This is a genomic window from Betaproteobacteria bacterium, from assembly GCA_016709965.1.
Lineage (GTDB): Bacteria > Pseudomonadota > Gammaproteobacteria > Burkholderiales > Rhodocyclaceae > Azonexus > Azonexus amarohabitans.
In genome coordinates, this window is sequence record JADJLT010000001.1 from 222,056 (window position 1) to 239,810 (window position 17,755).

Sequence of the window (17,755 nt, forward strand, 5' to 3'; positions counted from 1 at the left end):
TTCACAAAGAACTGCCTGCCCTTCATTGAACGATTACTCGCCCTTGCCCTTGACGACTTTTTTACCGCGATAGAAACCCGCCGGGGAAATATGGTGACGCAAATGCGCCTCACCCGTGGTCGGTTCGACGGCAAGCGGCGGAGCGCTCAGGAAGTCATGTGCACGGTGCATGCCACGCTTGGACGGGGACTTTTTGTTCTGTTGAACGGCCATTTTATTACTCCAAAAAAATCAGTTCGGTTTACCTTGTAGCCCGGACAATTTCGCAAACGGATTGATCCGCTCACCAGCATCGGCCGCGCCAGGTAAACCACATTTTTCGTGCCGTGGCGCTACTGGCAAGGCGAGGAGGATTTCATCCTCAACTAACTCAACCACATCCAGTTCGCGCTCCACCGGCAGGAAATCCCGGGTGTCGTCTTCCAGTTCGTCTTGCGACAATTCGGCACCAGCAGGAACAAGTTCCAGCAAGCAATCGACGTCAAGATCAAAAGGTACAGCTTCCAGGCAGCGCTGACAGGCCAGCGGGAGCAAACCCGAAACCTCCAGATGCAGCATCGGCTCGCCGCCGTCACCCTTGAACCCCTCAAGACGGTAAACTACCTCTCCATCTTGACCCACCAGCAGATCATGCAGGCGATCGAGGCCCGAAATAGCCAGCGTTCCATCAAGAACACGACCATCTCTGGCAAATGCGAAAGCGTCAGAAATCCTTTTCAATCTTGACCTGTTGCGACTTAAACATTGAATGATATTATTTTTGGCTTTCCAAGTCAAAAACAAAGTGCTGCTTCAAGTATTCATCGCAACGCTTTGTTGTAAAGAGTCTTTCATGCCGCAAAACCTTATTCTTGCATCAACCTCACCATTTCGCCGCGAACTGCTTGGTCGCCTCGGCCTTCCCTTTGAAGTTGCCAATCCTAAAACTGACGAAACCCCCTTGCCCGGCGAGACACCAGAGAACTTAGCCTTGAGGCTATCCGAAGCCAAAGCCAGAGCGATTGCACGACTCCACCCCGACGCACTGATTATTGGAAGCGATCAAGTTGCTACGGTCGACGGCAAAATATTCGGAAAACCAGGAACTCATGAACGAGCCATTGCGCAATTGCGCGCACTATCAGGAAAGGCCGTGAATTTTTTTACAGGCATATGCTTGCTCAACACGAAAACTGATTCAGCCGAAGTTCGCGGGGTACCGATGGTAGTGACCTTCAGAAACCTGAGCGACCAGGAGATTGAGAACTACCTGCGGCGCGAACCTGCCTACAACTGCGCCGGATCGGCAAAATCTGAAGGATTAGGAATCGCCCTGCTCAGCAGCATGCGTGGCGATGATCCCAACGCGTTGATCGGACTGCCGTTGATTGCGTTATGCGAAATGTTGCGTAATCAAGGCGTGGCGGTTATCTGATGGCGGGAACCCTCTACCTGATACCCGTACCGCTCGGCCCCACAGCACCACAGGCGTCGTTACCCAGCAACGTACTGGCTGTTATCAGACCACTTACCCATTTTGTCGTGGAACAAGCCAAGACAGCGCGCGCATTCCTGAAAGTAGCCGGAACCGATGCCCCACTGCAGTCATTGCTACTTGAGGAGTTAAACGAGCATACCAAAGATAGCGCCCTAGATCGCCTGCTGGAACCCTTACGCGCCGGACACGATGTCGGCCTGCTTTCGGAAGCGGGCTGCCCAGCCGTCGCTGATCCTGGCGCAAATCTGGTGGCATTGGCACAGAAAGAAAATATCCGAGTAGTACCGTTGATCGGCCCCTCTTCTTTGCTGTTGGCCCTCATGGCTTCCGGACTGAATGGCCAAAGATTTGCCTTTCAGGGCTATCTGCCCACCAAGGAAGCGGATCGATCAAAGGCACTCCGCGACTTGGAGAGCGAATCAAGAAAGCGCCAGCAAACCCAGCTTTTCATCGAAACCCCGTACCGCAATCGCGCCATGTTCGATACCATTCTGCAGGCATGCCAGCCCACAACAAGGATGACCGTGGCTACCGACCTGACGCTGCCCACAGAATCAGTATTGACCCGGACAATCCTGGCCTGGAAAAAACAAACACCACCCGAAATCGAGCGGCGTCCGACGGTCTTCCTACTGCTTGCCTAGGCTTTAGTTAAGACGAACCCCTTGGGCGCTTTCGGAAAACCCCTTCCAAAAACCCGCAAACGTACTGGCGCCAAGGCGCTTGGCAAAGCGCTCGGCAATATTGTCTTTGACCGAATAATCAAGCACCTTTTCAGCCTTGATCACATCCCTGGCAACTGAGTCCACGCTGCCAAAATCATCAGCCAAGCCCATCTGAACGCTTTGGGCCCCCGTCCACATCAGACCGGAGAACATTTCCGGCGTTTCCTTGAGCCGCTTGCCGCGGCCGGCTTTGACCACATTGATGAACTGTTGATGAATGTCATTAAGCAACGTTTGCGCATGGGCCTTGTGCTGCGGCGCTTGCGGGGAAAATGGATCAAGGAATCCCTTGTTGTCCCCGGCGGTCAGCAGGCGGCGCTCGACACCCACTTTATCCATCACACCCGTAAAGCCGAAACCATCCATCAAAACGCCAATTGAGCCAACGATACTGGCCTTATTGACGTAGATTTTATCGGCTGCAGCAGCCACAAAATAACCACCTGACGCGCACATGTCTTCAACCACCGCGTAGAGCAACTTGTCAGGATACTTGTTTCGCAAACGACGAATTTCGTCATTAATGATCCCGGCCTGAACCGGGCTTCCGCCAGGGCTATTGATACGCAGAATGACCCCTGCGACATTTTTTTCCTCAAAAGCACTATTCAGGGCAGCGACGAGATTTTCGGCATTGGCTTCACCTTTGGCTTCGATAACGCCGGTCAGATTGACCATTGCGGTATGGCGCTCCTGATGCTCACCGGTACTACCCCAATCGACAACCGCAAATAACACTACCAGCAAATAAATAAATCCAAGCGCTTTGAATGCTATCCCCCAGCGACGTCTAGCCCGCTGCTCATCAAGGGCGGCAAACACCAGTTTTTCGAGGGTTTTCCGCTCCCAGGCAGAATCTTTATTGGGAATTTCGGGGTTATCCATAATTAGTTTCTTGCTCTAAAAAAATCTGTCCATCAATCTCTTGCACACGCAGAGGCTTCAACCCTTTTCCCTGGCATCTCCCACCGAGACATCTACCTGATTCTGGAGCATAAAGCGCGCCATGAATCGAGCAAATCAAGTATAGCTTGGAATCATCGAAGAATTCGCCGGGCTGCCAGTCGAGTTCAGCGGGAACGTGGCCACACTCATTGACGTAGGCATGAACAATCCCCTGAAAACGGATGACAAAAGCGGGAATCTCTCGTCCATATCGACTGACTGTAAAACGAACGCCCTTACCCGCCTCGACAACCTCCCGGGCGGGGCAAATCAGCCGAAATCCCGTAGCCATTTATCAAGTTCTAGAACACTATTCAGGCAAACAACCGGTTGGCACGCCAGCAAATGCTCGTGCGGATGGGCACCATAAGTTACCGCCAAGCCATCAACACCAGCGTTGCTCGCCATCAATAGATCATGAGAGGTATCACCGATCATCACAGTCGTCCCGACAGTTACCCCGAACTCAGCCATCAGTTCCTCAAGCATCTGTGGATGTGGCTTCGAGTGACACTCATCGGCACAACGCGATGCCTGGAAAAAGCGACGCAAACCTGAATGGTCAAACGCTCGCTCCAGACCCTGACGGCTCTTACCGGTAGCCACTGCCAACAAATGTCCGGAAGAAGCCAAACGCTCCAACATATCCGGAACGCCGTCAAACAATTTGAGCGTTTGGTCACCCGCCAGATAATGGTGGCGATATCGCTCAATCATGGCCTGATAGTTATCCGGCTTCAATTCAGGGACCGCATGGCGAAGTGCGTCAGCCAAACCGAGGCCGATGACATGGCGCGCACGTGCATCGTCCGGAATCGGCAAATCAAGATCAAGGCATGACGACTGAATGGCGCGAACAATGGCACCAGCCGAATCAAGCAGCGTTCCATCCCAGTCGAAGACAACCAGTTCGTATTTCATGTATTGCCCAATATCTGGTCCATATTTTCAGATTTGAATTCCTGCTCTTTTTTCCGGTTGACCGCAGCAATGTATCCACCCAGGCTATCGGGCAGCGGAGCAATGCACTCCAACGGCGCAGCAGTCAGCGGATGCCGAAAAGCCATACGCCAGGCATGCAGCGCCATGCGCTTCAGTCCATCACGCTTGAGATTCTTGTTGAGCGAGAAATCGCCATACTTCTCGTCACCCAGAATGGGGAACCCCAGATGCGCCAGGTGGACCCGAATCTGATGCGTCCGCCCGGTTTTCAACTGCGCCTCAAGCAAACTCATATCCGGCCAACGAGCCAGCAAACGAAATATCGTGTGCGACGCCTTCCCTTGCGGATCCACAGAAACGCGGCGCTCCCCGCCATCGGTGAGGTATTTGTGGAGTGGCAGTTTGACGTGCTGGGCCAGGTTCATCCAGCGCCCCTTGACCAGCACAAGATAACGTTTATCCGCTCCGGCGCCATGCTCTCGAAACATGTCGTGCAATGCCGTCAGGGCCAGTCGCTTTTTGCCGACCAGCAGGACACCAGAGGTTTCCCGATCCAGTCGATGCGCCAATTCAAGAAACTTTGCCTGCGGTCGCTGCCGGCGCAATGCCTCTATGACACCGAAGCTGACCCCGCTACCGCCATGCACCGCGATACCCTCAGGCTTGTCGATCACCAGCATTGCCTCGTCTTCGTAGATGATCGGCAGATCAACCCGCTCCTTGGCGGCCTCGTCGACCTCATTTTGCGGACGCTCGGCAATCCGGATCGGCGGAATACGAACATTATCACCAACCCTGAGACGGTAAGTGGCATCCACCCGACCACTATTCACCCGCACTTCGCCACTACGCAAAATCCGGTAAATATGGCTCTTCGGAACACCCTTGCAACGTCGAATCAAAAAGTTGTCAAGACGCTGCCCGATTTCCTCTTCGCCGATCACGGCATGTGTGACTGAATTGTTACCTACCACGGTCATATTTCTAATATACTGCCTGCGTTCTACGTCTCGGTTTGCAAGAGATGCCGAACCGTCAGACCGTTTGTGCCCTCGCGCTGAATGCGCGACCGCCAAGCGGCAGGCTCGAAAGTCTCACCTGTGCCAACTGCCCAGGCCAGACCAACGTAAAACGACTGGTTAAGTTCACTCACCAAAAGTAGTGATGTTAATGGATAAGCCCACTGTAAGCACGCACGGATTGCCCGTTGCAGGAATTTTCAGGTCGCGCATTTCAATAAAAAGCACGCGACCGTTTGTTGATCAGCACTTTCACCATCGCCTTTGCCCACCATTTATGACGCAACCCGAAAACTGAAACTGTCGCTGCCTGCCCGGGCGTTTCGTTGCAGCGTGTTGCTGTGCGCTGGAGCCGAAAATAATGAAACGCATGCTATTCAATGCGACACAGGCGGAAGAACTCCGTGTCGCCATTGTCGATGGTCAGAAACTGATTGATCTCGACATTGAATCCGCCGCCAAGGAACAACGCAAGAGCAATATTTACAAGGGTGTCATCACCCGCATCGAACCTTCGCTCGAAGCCTGCTTCGTCGATTACGGTGCCGATAGGCATGGTTTTCTTCCCTTCAAGGAAGTCTCCCGTGCCTTTTTCCAGCCGGGCACTGAAGCTGGTCGCGCCAGAATCCAGGACGCACTCAAGGAAGGCCAGGAACTGATCGTCCAGGTTGACAAGGACGAACGTGGCAACAAGGGCGCCGCCCTGACCACCTATGTTTCCCTGGCTGGCCGTTACCTTGTTCTGATGCCGAACAACCCGCGTGGTGGCGGTGTCTCCCGTCGCGTTGATGGTGATGAACGCGCCGAGCTGCGCGATGTCATGGATCAACTCGAAGTGCCCAATGGCATGAGCCTGATCGCCAGAACCGCCGCCATTGGTCGCCAGGCTGAAGAGCTGCAGTGGGACTTGAACTACCTGCTGCAACTGTGGACTGCCATTGACGGTGCCGCCCAGCAACAAAGTGGCGCCTTCCTGATTTATCTCGAAGGCAGCCTCGTCATTCGCGCCATCCGCGACTACTTCCAGCCGGATATCGGCGAAATCCTGATCGATACCGACGAGGTCTACGAGCAGGCCCGCGCCTTCATGGGCACGGTGATGCCGGGCAACGTCAATCGCGTCAAGCGCTACCGCGACGATGTACCGCTGTTCTCGCGCTTCCAGATCGAACATCAGATCGAAACCGCCTTCGCTCGCCAGGTCAACCTGCCGTCCGGCGGAGCCATCGTCATTGACCATACCGAAGCGCTTGTCGCAGTGGACGTCAACTCCGGTCGTTCGACCAAGGGTTCTGACATCGAGGAAACAGCGCTCAAGACCAATCAAGAAGCAGCTGACGAACTCGCCCGCCAGTTGCGCCTGCGCGACCTCGGTGGCCTGATCGTCATCGACTTCATCGACATGGAAAGCCAGAAGAACCAGCGCGATGTCGAAAACCGTCTACGCGATGGCCTGCGCTTTGACCGTGCACGTGTCCAGATGGGCAAGATCAGCCGCTTCGGCCTGATGGAGCTCTCCCGTCAGCGCCTGCGTCCCGCACTTGCTGAAACCAGCTACATCCCTTGCCCGCGCTGTACCGGCACCGGCCACATCCGATCTGCCGAATCTGCTGCGCTGCACATCCTGCGCATCCTCGAAGAGGAGTCGATGAAGGAAAACACTGGCGCTGTGCATGTTCAGGTTCCGGTTGATGTCGCCACCTTCCTGCTCAACGAAAAGCGCCCAGACATCCAGGCCATCGAGTTGCGCCACAAGGTCACCATCCTGTTGATTCCAAATGTTCATCTGGAAACTCCGGCGCACACCATTACTCGCCTGCGCCATGACGACCTGAACCATGACGAACCCCGCGAGCCTTCCTACCGGATGATGGACATGCCGCTCGAGGAAGCCATCAAACTGGCCACCCAGCAAGAGATTATCAAGCCACGCCAGGAAGCGGCCATCAAAGGTATTTCACCGGATCAACCGGCTCCCATCATGCCGGAAAAGGTTGCCGCCCCTGTTGTCATCGCCGCCCAACCAGAAGCCGGTATCTTTTCGAAGATATTCTCGTGGTTCCGGGCACCAGCCAAGCCGGTTGAACCAATTGCAGCGCCCGAGCCAGCCAAGAAACCCCGCGAAGGTCGCAACGAAAATCGTCGTGATCGCGATGGACGTCGCGGTAGCGGCCGAAATGGTAACAAGCGCGAAGAAGAGCGCGGGGAACGCAACAAGGAACGTGGCAATCGCAATGAGCGCAACGCCGAAAAAGCCCCCACTGACGAGCCTAATACTTCAACTGGCGATCGCCAGGAACGTCGTCCGCGGACCGAACGCAAACCGCGCGGTGAGCGCCCGCAAGTTGAAGCCGTTGAAAGCAAACTGAACCAGCAGGCAAATAACGTTGTTGATCAGTCGGCAGCCGTTATCCCGCTGCTGGGCACCGACCCAACTGATGCTACCGGCAGCGATGAGCAAGGCAATCGCCGTCGCGGTCGCCGTGGTGGTCGTGGCCGTGGCGAGCGCCGCAATGAAGCCGAGACAACTTCAGCACCGCAGGCCGTCGAAAGCCCGGCGCAAGAGACGACAACGCCACCGGATTTAGAGCCGGTAGTCGTCGTCATTCCAGCCCCGATTGCCGAACCTGTAACCGCTGTAGAAGAGCCAGCCCCCGTCGTTGAAATGGTGCCAGTCATTGGGGCTACTTCAATTGCACTAGTCATCCCCGAGCCGGCACCGGTTGTTCCTGCATTGCTAATCGAGCCGACACCTATCGAGGAGACTGCTGCGGTCAACCCGGAAATTAGCCAAAAAACTGAAGAAATTCCGCCACCAATGGTCGCGGCAGAACCGGTCGACATCACCTCGGCACTTGCCGAGAGTGGCTTGGTACTGGTTCAAACCACCACAACGCCTGTCGCAGTCGCTCCGGCCGAAACGCCGGTCAAGCTAGGTCGCCCTCGCAAGCAAAAGGCAGTGAGTGATCAAGCCGAAAGCGAGCCATTGGTGCTCGTTGAAACCGGTAACAATTAAAAAACTGCGGTAACGCGATAAAAAGGGGCTTCCTGTGAAGCCCCTTTATTTTGTCCGGATATCAGGAGCTTCCGAGTTTCTTTTTGATTTCGTCGACCAAGCCCAACGACGCATCCTCGACCATATCGAGGACAAGATCAAAACCGTGACCCAAGCCATAGTAAGGATCAGGAACTTCGTCATCCTCGAAGTTTTTTGAATAGTCCATAAACAATCCCAGCCGTTCTTGTTGCTCCGGCGTTGCCATACGCCTCAGGTTATCGAGATTGCTTTTATCCATGGCTAAAACCAGATCAAAATAATCGAGATCCTGACGCGCCACCTTGCGGGCCCGTAACTGAGAAAGGTTGTATCCGCGAACTGAAGCAGCCCGTTGGGTACGGGAATCAGGAGCTTCACCAGCGTGATAGCCATGCGTTCCTGCAGAATCAACTTCAACTTCATTACCTAGGTTATTGATTTTTATGAAATATCTTAAGACACCCTCTGCCGTTGGTGAGCGACAGATGTTGCCCATGCAGACAAGTAGCACGCGATAACTCATTTTGTCTCTCCGTAGGGGTCGTGCCGCGCTGCGCCGAATACCTGCTCCTTGAGGCGGAACAGTTCGTCGCGGGCGGCCGCCGCTTTTTCGAATTCCAGGTTTCTCGCGCACTCCAGCATCGCCTTCTCGAGCCGCTTGATTTCCCTCGCCACTGCTTTCTCATCCATTGCTGCGTACGCGACCTGTTGCTGCGCAGCCTTCAACTCTGTCTGAACTGATGCCGAATCATAAACCCCATCGATGATGTCCTTGATCTTTTTGGACACGCCGCGCGGAATGATTCCGTGTTCCAGATTAAAGGCTATTTGCTTCTCACGCCGCCTGCCTGTTTCGGCAATCGCTTGCTGCATGGACCTTGTAATCGTATCAGCATACAAGATCGCTGTGCCATGGATATGGCGAGCAGCACGCCCGATTGTTTGAATTAGCGAACGTTCGGATCGCAGGAACCCCTCCTTGTCAGCATCCAGAATTGCGACAAGCGACACTTCCGGAATATCCAGGCCTTCGCGTAACAGGTTGATACCGACCAGCACATCGAACTCACCCAGGCGCAGGTCGCGGATGATTTCTACGCGCTCAACGGTATCAATGTCCGAATGGAGATAACGTACTTTGACACCATTGTCCGCAAGGAAATCAGTCAAGTCCTCCGACATGCGCTTGGTCAGCGTCGTGACCAATACGCGCTCCCCGACGGAAACCCGCTGGCCAATTTCCGCCAATAAATCGTCCACCTGGGTCGATGCCGGGCGAACAATGACCTCCGGGTCGATCAAGCCTGTTGGCCGCGCCACCTGCTCGACCACCTGCCCGGCATGCCGCTGCTCGTAGTCTGCAGGCGTCGCCGAAACAAAGATGGTCTGTCGCAGATGCGCCTCAAATTCGTTGAACTGCAACGGCCTGTTATCGAGTGCCGATGGAAGCCGAAAACCATAATTGACCAAATTTTCCTTGCGAGAACGATCCCCTTTGTACATCCCCCCCACCTGGCCAATGCTTACATGCGATTCATCAATGAACATCAGGGCATCGGCTGGCAGGTAATCAATCAGCGTCGGCGGAGACTCTCCCGCCCTCCTCCCGGAAAAATGCCGGGAGTAGTTCTCAATCCCCTTGCAGAAACCGATTTGATCAAGCATTTCCAGATCAAATCGGGTGCGCTGCTCAATCCGTTGTGCTTCGACAAGCTTGTTGCTGTGATTAAAGTATTCAATACGTTCGCGCAGCTCTTCCTTGATGGCGTCAATGGCACGCAGCACCGTAGCGCGCGGCGTCACATAGTGGGATGCCGGGAATACCGTGAACCGCAAAGCCTTGTGCAACAGATGGCCGGTTAGCGGATCGAAAAACTGCAACGCTTCAACCTCATCATCAAATAGCGAGACGCGAATAGCATGCTCAGCATGTTCGGCCGGGAAGATATCAATGATGTCGCCGCGGACCCGGAAGGTGCCGCGATGAAAATCCATCTCGTTACGGTCGTATTGCATGTCGCTAAGGCGCTTGATGATGCTGCGCTGATCCAGCTTGTCTCCGACCCGCATGGTCAGGATCATGTTGTGATATTCGTCGCGGTCGCCAATGCCATAGATGCATGAAACCGTCGCGACAATCACCACATCACGGCGCTCTATCAGGCTTTTCGTTGCCGATAGCCGCATCTGTTCAATGTGCTCGTTGATCGCACTATCCTTCTCGATGAACAGATCGCGTGATGGCACATAAGCTTCAGGCTGGTAGTAATCGTAGTAAGAGACGAAATACTCAACCGCATTCTCCGGGAAAAACTCCTTGAATTCAGAATACAGCTGCGCCGCCAGTGTCTTGTTTGGCGCCAGCACCAAGGCCGGACGGCCGGTACGGGCGATGACATTGGCCATGGTGTAGGTCTTCCCGGAGCCCGTGACACCCAGCAAAGTCTGAAAGGACAACCCATCTGCCAAACCTTCGACAAGCGCCTGAATTGCCACCGGCTGATCACCAGCCGGCGGGAACGGTTGATGCAAACGAAACGGGCTGCCATCAAAGCAGACTACCGGAATGATTTTGTTGGTTTCGCTCATGCTAAAATTCTTCGGTTTTTCGTCGCGTGGCAAATTGGCTGCGCGAACACTATTTGTATTATTCCACGGAGTTCCTATGTCATCTTCGATCTTCGCAGCGGTAGAAATGGCCCCGCGCGATCCTATCCTCGGTCTGAACGAAGCTTTCAATGCTGATGCGCGCACCACCAAAGTCAACCTCGGCGTTGGCGTGTATTTCGACGACAACGGCAAGATTCCCCTGCTGGCTGCCGTAAAGGCAGCAGAGGATGTTCGCGTAAAAGCCGCCCTGCCACGTGGCTATCAACCTATCGAAGGTTCACCCGCCTACAACCAGTCCGTGCAAAATCTGCTTCTCGGCAAAGAGTCCCCGCTTATTGCAAACGGTCAGGTCATTACTGCCCAGGCCCTAGGTGGCACGGGTGCCTTGAAGATCGGCGCCGACTATCTGAAGCGCCTGAATCCGGACGCCAAGGTATACATCAGCGACCCGTCCTGGGAAAACCATCGCGCCCTGTTTGAATCATCAGGCTTCGTGGTCGAAAGTTATCCCTACTACGATGCAGCCACGCGTGGCGTCAATTTTGATGGCATGAAGGCATGCCTGAACGGGTTGCCTGCCGGCTCCATCATTCTTTTGCACGCTTGCTGCCACAACCCCACAGGCGCCGATCTATCCAATTCACAGTGGGGCGAAATCGTTGCCATCTGCCAAAATCGTGGTCTGGTTCCTTTCCTCGACATGGCTTACCAAGGCTTCGCGGATGGCATCGACGCTGACGCAGTTGCCGTCCGGGCCTTCTCTGCATCCGGCCTGCAATTCTTCGCCTCCAGCTCTTTCTCCAAGAACTTTTCGCTGTATGGCGAGCGCGTCGGCGCCCTCTCCATCATCACCGCCGGCAAGGATGAGTCGGCTCGCGTCATGTCGCAGGTCAAGCGCGTTATCCGCACCAACTACTCCAACCCGCCAACGCACGGCGGCGCCCTGGTTGCCGGTGTTCTAAGCTCACCAGAACTGCGTCAAATGTGGGAAACCGAACTCGCCGGCATGCGTGACCGTATCCGTGCCATGCGCACAGGCTTGGTTGATGCCATCAAAGCACAGGGCGTGGCCCAAGACTTTTCCTTCGTTGCTCAACAACGCGGCATGTTCTCCTACACCGGCTTGAGCTCAGCCCAGGTTGATCGCATGCGTGAGGAGTTCGGTATTTATGCTGTGTCGACCGGTCGAATCTGTTTGGCCGCGCTGAACACCAAGAATCTGGACTACGTGGCAAAAGCCATCGCGGCAGTGACCAACGCCTAGTCGTCGCCTACCGTTTGCAAACAAAGGGCGGAACTAAGGTTGTTCCGCCCTTTTTATTTGCGGGTTGTTGCGCTCAAATCGGGCAACGTACCAAAAATACGAACCGGCGCATGCTGACTTGCCACAGAGGTCTGCAAGGTAACGACCATATTGCCTTCAACCTGCCCATCGCGCCCTGAAACAAACTGACCAGCCGCCGTCACCATTCCGGCATCCATGTACACCTCGCGACCGACTACCTGCTTGGGTGAAATGCTGACCGTTGACCGCAAGCGATCAAATTTCGTAGCACCTGCACGCACCGCTGAAGCGCCATTGCGACGAGCCGCCTCACCCAAGTCAACACCATGAACGACACCACGGGTAATTTCAGTACTTAGTACGGCTTCCAGATTGCCCCACAAGCCATCCCAGTCGCGTCCAGTTGAACGCAATCTAATCGTGCCACTCATATCGCCTTCGATTTTCAACGACGGCGCAAACGCCGCGCTGATCTTCCGGCTATCAAGTCGGCTCAAGGTTCCATCGCCCGACATCGACAGGCCATTGCCCCACTCTAGCAACCAGTTACCCCGCAGAATGCCGCCGAGAAAAGTGGTATCGATATTCTGAATCAGCAATTTATCTTTTCGCAAACTTCCCTTGGCCTGCAAGGAGGCAAACGAAACGGGGGTACCCGCAGGTTGCCAGGCCCGGCCTTCAATATTCAGCGCGACGCCGTTATCGCCAGGTAGCGCATCAATCAGCAAGGTACGATCAACCGTTTCGAAGGACGCTTTTTCAATCGAACCGTCGATCCGAAAAGCCAGCTCACCGTAGAGATCGGCCATTGCAACACTTTCGCCAAGCCTTACGCGGGATTGTTCAATGATGATCTTACGAATTACAACACCGGAATCTTCCGGTACGCCTCCGATAAACATGGGGAATGCGACCAGCCGATTTGCTGAAATATCGGCACCAGAAACGCTCGCAAGAGTAATTTGATAAGAACCTTTGCCAAGTAATGAAAGCGGGGATGCGATCCGTACCTCCGCAATGCTGCTATCTGACGACTCTCCGATATGAACCCCGGACAATTTAAGGCGCGGACTCGGAAACAAAACTACGGATACATGGTCGATTTTCACCGGGGCCCTGAGTAACCGTGATGCTGATGACTCGATTCCAGGCTTGAACTGCTCGTACGGGTAAAAAAGAACCGTACAAACAAGGACGCCCAATACAGCAACAACAAACCACATCATCATGCGTCCGCGAGATACACCCCGCTTAAACCGGCGAGACTCGGAATCTGTTTTTTTTTCGGTCAGTACAGTAGTTGACTGGAATGCCTCGCTCTCGGCAAAAGATGATACTGGAAGAACCGGCTTGCCAAACGAAGAGAAATTACGGGTAACGCCATCGTCTTTGGTCGACTCACTAGCGAGCGACTTCGGTCCAAAAGTCGAAAACTGGGACATGACAGAATGATCACCTTGTGGAGCACCTCCATTGGCAGCCTTTTTGCCCTCCTCCCAAATTGATACAGCCTCTACCGTGGGGGCTATGAAGCCCCCCTCCTCCAACTCCCGCAAAGCCGACTCAACCAGTCGAGGATTTCCGATCTTTGAGGTCAATTCCTCAACACTCATTTTTCCGTCAACTTGAACCAGCACCATGCGTAAATTACGCTGGACGACGCGCGTACTTTGGCGAACTGCCTCGTCACCAATCGGCGTTTTTGCAAAAACTAAATTAGGATCCATAAACCAATATTTTTCTTCTTGAAAACCACAAGATGCTTGACCAGAGTGGATTCTACTCCTATAATATTGCCTCTGTTCCTCGATAGCTCAGTTGGTAGAGCGCCGGACTGTTAATCCGTAGGTCCCTGGTTCGAGCCCAGGTCGGGGAGCCAAAAAATTCTGTTGTAATTCTTGCACATAGCCAATCCTCCGGGGTTGGCTTTTTGCATTTTGGGGCACCTATAGACGGAAAGTCCGTGGGTCGGTATTGGGGTGAGTGGCGGGCCGCGCTAAGAAGCCCGAATCCAACGTCAGCATGAATGCACAAACTATGCTCTCCATGTATGGCGCTTTCATTGCGAACGGCAATCCAAAGACATAGACTGGTACTTTTCCATGTATCCATAGCCCCGTATTACTTGGACGGGGGACAGTTCAGCTAAAAGACGACAAATGAAAACGATTAGCTTTGTGAATATGAAGGGTGGTGTTGACGCTCGTTGAAAACTGACCAGAAAAGCGAGGTTGTGCGCGCTGAAAATTGACCAGGGTGATTAACTAGTCCGCTCATTTTTTGAGCAGGATTTTAGGAGATGATCACCATGAAGGATCTGGGAAGGATTCGGCGGTTGTTTTACCGGGATGGCGTGTCGCTATCCGAGATTTCGAGGAAGACGGGGTATAGCCGGAACACCGTCAAGCGTTGGTTACGGACGCCGGAAGGCACGGAGCCGAAGTACGAACGGGAGAACCCGAACGTCAAGATTGCGCCCTATGCGGCGCGACTCATCAAGGCGCTGGAAACGGATGCTCGGCGCCCGAAACGGGATCGGCGTACGGCGCTGAAACTCTTTGGTGAATTGCAGGCGGCCGGATTTACGGGCACCTACTGCCGGGTCACTGAGTTCATCCGGCGCTGGCGTTCCGATGGTGGCGCGGCGGTCAGCAAAGCCTTCGTTCCGCTCCACTTTGAATTAGGCGAAGCCTTCCAGTTCGACTGGAGCGAAGAGCATTTGGTGATCGGTGGTGTCTGGCGCAAGATTCTCGCCTCGCATCTGAAGTTCTGTGCCAGTCGGGCCTTTGTGGTTCAGGCCTACCCGACGCAAGGCCACGAAATGCTGTTTGATGCCCATACCGTTGAATGCCAGCGCCATTGATGTCCTTGGGCAACTTGGAACAGAAGGTGAGTTTGAGCATCTGTTTGTCAATCGCACCTATCGCAAAGAGAACCCGAATTACGGCAAGCCCTACACAACAATCATGAAGGTATGGTCAAGGTTGCGTAAGGCTGCCGGACTGCCGCATCTTCGTTTGCACGATTTACGCCATCAATACGCCAGTTTCTTGGTGAATTCAGGCCGAACCCTGTACGAAGTTCAGCAAATCCTGGGGCATTCTGACCCTAAAATTACCATGAGGTACTCTCATCTGAGCTCAAAGGCACTGCAGGATGCCGCCAACAGCGCTTCAATCATCATCAAGGGCGCATCTCAGGTGCCGGCGGTGGCGGAGTAGCTGGCTCGACTCCGGGACGGGTGCAGTTTGCCCGCCTTGGGGCCGGGTTTGGCGCAGGCTTGGCGACTGCGGGAGCGGCATGATGAGGCCCTATCTTTGCCCCACGGTGCCCACAGGCGGCGCGGACGGAGGTCGGGTTCGCGGTGTGTGAAGAGTCTGAGGGTGAGTATCGGCGCCGTTCGGGGCAGGTTCGCGAAAAACGTCGATATTCGATTGATTCGCTTCGGGAAATATTGCGGGATGCAGGGATTCGCGCCGGTCAAGTTCGGGATAGGCTCGGCTACGGCTGGCGGCCGAAAATGGCTGGTGGAGTTGCTTGTGCTGCATCGGTTAACGGGGCCGACCCGTCGTGGTTCGTTCTTCTGTTAATCCGTAGGTCCCTGGTTCGAGCCCAGGTCGGGGAGCCAGAATACATCAAAAAGCCCAGCCCATTTGGCCGGGCTTTTTGTTTTTCAGCCAATGAATTCAGCATTCGAAAACGTCCATTTGAGTAGATATTTCCTGATATTCGACAATGATAACATCATCGCCAGCCACTTATTCCTGTGCTGGTAATGATGAAAATAAGCAAGCTAATCGTGGGCAATTTCCTCGGTTCGTGAAATAGTTCGCTGACTCGCCCTCGGACATCCTCTAGTTTACGTAATCATTATGGAGAAAAGAGGAATCGTGATGTCCTATTTCACGCAGGACAACCTCAGCGCCCTTGAGGCGACTGCGACGACGGCTGCAGCCTATCTGGATGCATGCGACTCTGGCGCCCGTTTTGTCCGACTTGACCCCGCCTATTACTGTGCCTGCGGGCGACTATTGGTCAAAATATTGTCGCTGGTAGACGCGAGCAAGAATTTTCCAACGCTTCTGGAACAATCCGCCGCAGTTCGGGAAGTTGTCGATTCCATTCAGATTGGACGGCGTATCGACCTCAACTCAAGAGTGTTTTATCCCGAACTTGCGGTTCTCCTCAATCGCGTTGCAGCGACTTGATGGCGATTAAAGGAAGCACACGTCCATCTTGAAGTTTTGCAGGGCGATGGTCACTCCCCTCGCCTGGCAGTGAATTATTGCTGACAAGAAACTTTTCCATTTTTGATCTATCTACTTGTTCAGTAATGTTCAGGCGCCGATAATCGGCGTCCAGACAGCAGACTCCCTCCTTGTCAGTCGCCATTGAATTGTCCGCCATGCAAAATGAAACCCTTAGGCCGGAACTGACGCCTGTAGGTCTTGCCGATTTCACGCCAAACATCACCCAAAGTACGCTGAAGCATAGTGACGGCACGCTAGTGGACAAGTACGGACGGCGAATCACCTACGTTCGCCTGTCGATTACCGACCGCTGCGATTTTCGCTGCACTTATTGCATGGCCGAGGAAATGACCTTTCTGCCCCGCAGCGAGGTGATGAGTCTGGAGGAGTGCTTGCGCGTTGCCGAAGTGTTCGTTGGCCTTGGCGTCAACAAGCTCCGCGTTACCGGCGGTGAGCCGCTGGTACGCAAGGACGCGACGTGGCTTATCGAACGACTGGGCGCCCTGCCCGGACTTGATGCGCTGGTATTGACCACCAACGGTTCCCAGCTCGACCGATTCGCAGCGCCTTTGAAGGCGGCTGGCGTCAAGCGCATCAATATCAGTCTGGATTCACTGAATCCGGAGCGCTTCAGGAAAATCACCCGGATCGGTGACCTGTCCAAGGTACTGCATGGCATTGAGGCGGTACGCAAGGTTGGCTTCCAGCGAACCAAGCTGAATACCGTCATGATGCGCGGCATCAACGACGACGAGTTTGTTGACCTGGTTCATTTTGCAATTGCCCACGAGCTTGATATCTCCTTCATTGAGGAAATGCCGCTAGGGGAAATTCAAGGGCGTGCCAATACCTATATCTCCTCGGAAGAAACGCGCCAGATCTTGTCCCGCCATTTCGAACTGATTCCATCCGCTGAAAATTCGGGCGGCCCTGCCCGTTACTGGCGAACACCGGGTAGTGAATCGCGGATTGGATTCATTTCGCCGCACAGTCACAATTTTTGCGATACGTGCAACCGGGTACGGATAACCGCCAAGGGAGAACTGTATCCATGTCTCGGTCAGAATGATGCCTCCAATCTGTTGCCCAGTCTTCGTGCCAGCGACGACAACACCGGCGTACGGCAGGCGATTATCGACAGTATGGGCATCAAACCTTTCGGCCATGACTTCACGCAGCAGATGAATGCTCCGCAGGTGGTTCGCTTCATGTCAATGACGGGCGGTTAGAAAAGGCCTTTACCGAAGACCACCGGGAATATCGGATTTCCCGGTCACAGATCAGCTTTTGAATTTCTCGAATAATTTCCGGTTGACCGTAGCAATCAGCAGCGGGGGCAATTTGCCGCTTGCAGCAGCTGATATCTCCACCAGCCCTAATAATTCGATCCATTAAAGCAAAAAGGCGGCCCATTGGGCCGCCCTTTTACTTATTCGCGCCTGCACCCGAGAGGGCTGGCTGCAAT

The 17,755-nt window shown here is 54.2% G+C and carries 17 protein-coding genes, 1 tRNA gene and 1 pseudogene; 9 read left to right on the forward strand and 10 right to left on the reverse strand.

Going from position 1 to position 17,755, the window contains the following annotated elements; genetic code table 11:
- Window positions 1-33: 33 nt before the first annotated feature.
- Both rpmF and IPJ12_01175 read right to left on the reverse strand, forming a co-directional pair.
- Window positions 34-213 carry a 50S ribosomal protein L32 gene (gene rpmF / locus IPJ12_01170; GenBank protein ID MBK7645811.1) on the reverse strand — a complete coding sequence of 60 codons (180 nt, stop codon included), beginning with the start codon at window positions 211-213 and terminating at the stop codon, window positions 34-36.
- Window positions 214-231: 18 nt separating this feature from the next.
- Window positions 232-783, reverse strand: coding sequence for a DUF177 domain-containing protein (locus IPJ12_01175; protein ID MBK7645812.1), 552 nt, complete (start codon window positions 781-783; stop codon window positions 232-234).
- Between the two features lie 49 nt (window positions 784-832).
- On the opposite strand from IPJ12_01175, the gene maf reads away from it, so the two are divergent.
- Together maf and IPJ12_01185 are read left to right on the forward strand one after the other, a co-directional pair.
- Window positions 833-1,414: a septum formation inhibitor Maf gene (maf, locus tag IPJ12_01180; GenBank protein MBK7645813.1), complete on the forward strand. Its 582-nt coding sequence runs from the start codon at window positions 833-835 to the stop codon at window positions 1,412-1,414.
- Window positions 1,414-2,121, forward strand: coding sequence for an SAM-dependent methyltransferase (locus tag IPJ12_01185; GenBank protein ID MBK7645814.1), 708 nt, complete (start codon window positions 1,414-1,416; stop codon window positions 2,119-2,121). The genes maf and IPJ12_01185 overlap by 1 nt, the downstream gene beginning before the upstream one ends.
- Window positions 2,122-2,124: 3 nt before the next feature.
- Here the strand turns inward: IPJ12_01185 and IPJ12_01190 are convergent, their stop codons facing one another.
- Genes IPJ12_01190 through IPJ12_01205 form a run of 4 tightly spaced genes read right to left on the reverse strand, consistent with a single transcriptional unit; the run spans window position 2,125 to window position 5,069 of the window.
- Window positions 2,125-3,087: a S49 family peptidase gene (locus IPJ12_01190; protein MBK7645815.1), complete on the reverse strand. Its 963-nt coding sequence runs from the start codon at window positions 3,085-3,087 to the stop codon at window positions 2,125-2,127.
- Window positions 3,080-3,439: a Rieske 2Fe-2S domain-containing protein gene (locus IPJ12_01195; protein ID MBK7645816.1), complete on the reverse strand. Its 360-nt coding sequence runs from the start codon at window positions 3,437-3,439 to the stop codon at window positions 3,080-3,082. Before IPJ12_01195 ends, IPJ12_01190 begins: the two co-directional genes overlap by 8 nt.
- Window positions 3,418-4,068: an HAD-IA family hydrolase gene (locus IPJ12_01200; protein MBK7645817.1), complete on the reverse strand. Its 651-nt coding sequence runs from the start codon at window positions 4,066-4,068 to the stop codon at window positions 3,418-3,420. Before IPJ12_01200 ends, IPJ12_01195 begins: the two co-directional genes overlap by 22 nt.
- Window positions 4,065-5,069, reverse strand: a complete 1,005-nt coding sequence (locus tag IPJ12_01205; protein ID MBK7645818.1) for an RluA family pseudouridine synthase — start codon at window positions 5,067-5,069, stop codon at window positions 4,065-4,067. The genes IPJ12_01200 and IPJ12_01205 overlap by 4 nt, the downstream gene beginning before the upstream one ends.
- A 400-nt stretch (window positions 5,070-5,469) precedes the next feature.
- Here IPJ12_01205 and IPJ12_01210 point away from each other — a divergent pair, with 400 nt between their 5' ends.
- Complete coding sequence (locus tag IPJ12_01210) at window positions 5,470-8,124, forward strand: Rne/Rng family ribonuclease (protein ID MBK7645819.1); 2,655 nt, start codon at window positions 5,470-5,472, stop codon at window positions 8,122-8,124.
- Between the two features lie 61 nt (window positions 8,125-8,185).
- Here IPJ12_01210 and IPJ12_01215 read toward each other — a convergent pair whose 3' ends face one another.
- Both IPJ12_01215 and uvrB read right to left on the reverse strand, forming a co-directional pair.
- On the reverse strand, window positions 8,186-8,668 hold the full coding sequence (locus IPJ12_01215; protein MBK7645820.1) for a low molecular weight phosphotyrosine protein phosphatase: 483 nt from the start codon (window positions 8,666-8,668) through the stop codon (window positions 8,186-8,188).
- Window positions 8,665-10,677 carry an excinuclease ABC subunit UvrB gene (uvrB, locus tag IPJ12_01220; GenBank protein MBK7645821.1) on the reverse strand — a complete coding sequence of 671 codons (2,013 nt, stop codon included), beginning with the start codon at window positions 10,675-10,677 and terminating at the stop codon, window positions 8,665-8,667. Before uvrB ends, IPJ12_01215 begins: the two co-directional genes overlap by 4 nt.
- Window positions 10,678-10,810: 133 nt before the next feature.
- Between uvrB and IPJ12_01225 the strand changes: the two genes are divergently transcribed.
- On the forward strand, window positions 10,811-12,019 hold the full coding sequence (locus IPJ12_01225; protein ID MBK7645822.1) for an aspartate/tyrosine/aromatic aminotransferase: 1,209 nt from the start codon (window positions 10,811-10,813) through the stop codon (window positions 12,017-12,019).
- Window positions 12,020-12,072: 53 nt separating this feature from the next.
- Here the strand turns inward: IPJ12_01225 and IPJ12_01230 are convergent, their stop codons facing one another.
- Entirely contained in the window at window positions 12,073-13,767 is a 1,695-nt protein-coding gene (locus IPJ12_01230; protein MBK7645823.1) for a hypothetical protein, read from the reverse strand.
- A gap of 76 nt (window positions 13,768-13,843) precedes the next feature.
- Here IPJ12_01230 and IPJ12_01235 point away from each other — a divergent pair.
- From IPJ12_01235 to IPJ12_01250, 4 genes and pseudogenes are all read left to right on the forward strand, one after another.
- A tRNA-Asn gene (locus IPJ12_01235) sits at window positions 13,844-13,919 on the forward strand.
- Between the two features lie 420 nt (window positions 13,920-14,339).
- Window positions 14,340-14,879 (forward strand): annotated as a pseudogene (locus IPJ12_01240) (transposase).
- Window positions 14,872-15,261 (forward strand): site-specific integrase, encoded by a 390-nt coding sequence (locus IPJ12_01245; GenBank protein MBK7645824.1) that lies wholly within the window; start codon window positions 14,872-14,874, stop codon window positions 15,259-15,261. Before IPJ12_01240 ends, IPJ12_01245 begins: the two are co-directional and overlap by 8 nt.
- Window positions 15,262-15,933: 672 nt before the next feature.
- The gene (locus IPJ12_01250; protein MBK7645825.1) at window positions 15,934-16,248 is read left to right on the forward strand and encodes a hypothetical protein; all 315 of its coding nucleotides are present in this window, start codon (window positions 15,934-15,936) and stop codon (window positions 16,246-16,248) included.
- Here IPJ12_01250 and IPJ12_01255 read toward each other — a convergent pair.
- The gene (locus IPJ12_01255) at window positions 16,226-16,432 is read right to left on the reverse strand and encodes a hypothetical protein (protein MBK7645826.1); all 207 of its coding nucleotides are present in this window, start codon (window positions 16,430-16,432) and stop codon (window positions 16,226-16,228) included. The two genes, IPJ12_01250 and IPJ12_01255, sit on opposite strands and share 23 nt — an antisense overlap.
- Window positions 16,433-16,445: 13 nt before the next feature.
- On the opposite strand from IPJ12_01255, the gene moaA reads away from it, so the two are divergent.
- A complete protein-coding gene (gene moaA / locus IPJ12_01260) occupies window positions 16,446-17,519 on the forward strand; it encodes a GTP 3',8-cyclase MoaA (GenBank protein ID MBK7645827.1) in 1,074 nt (357 codons plus the stop codon).
- Window positions 17,520-17,755: the final 236 nt, after the last annotated feature.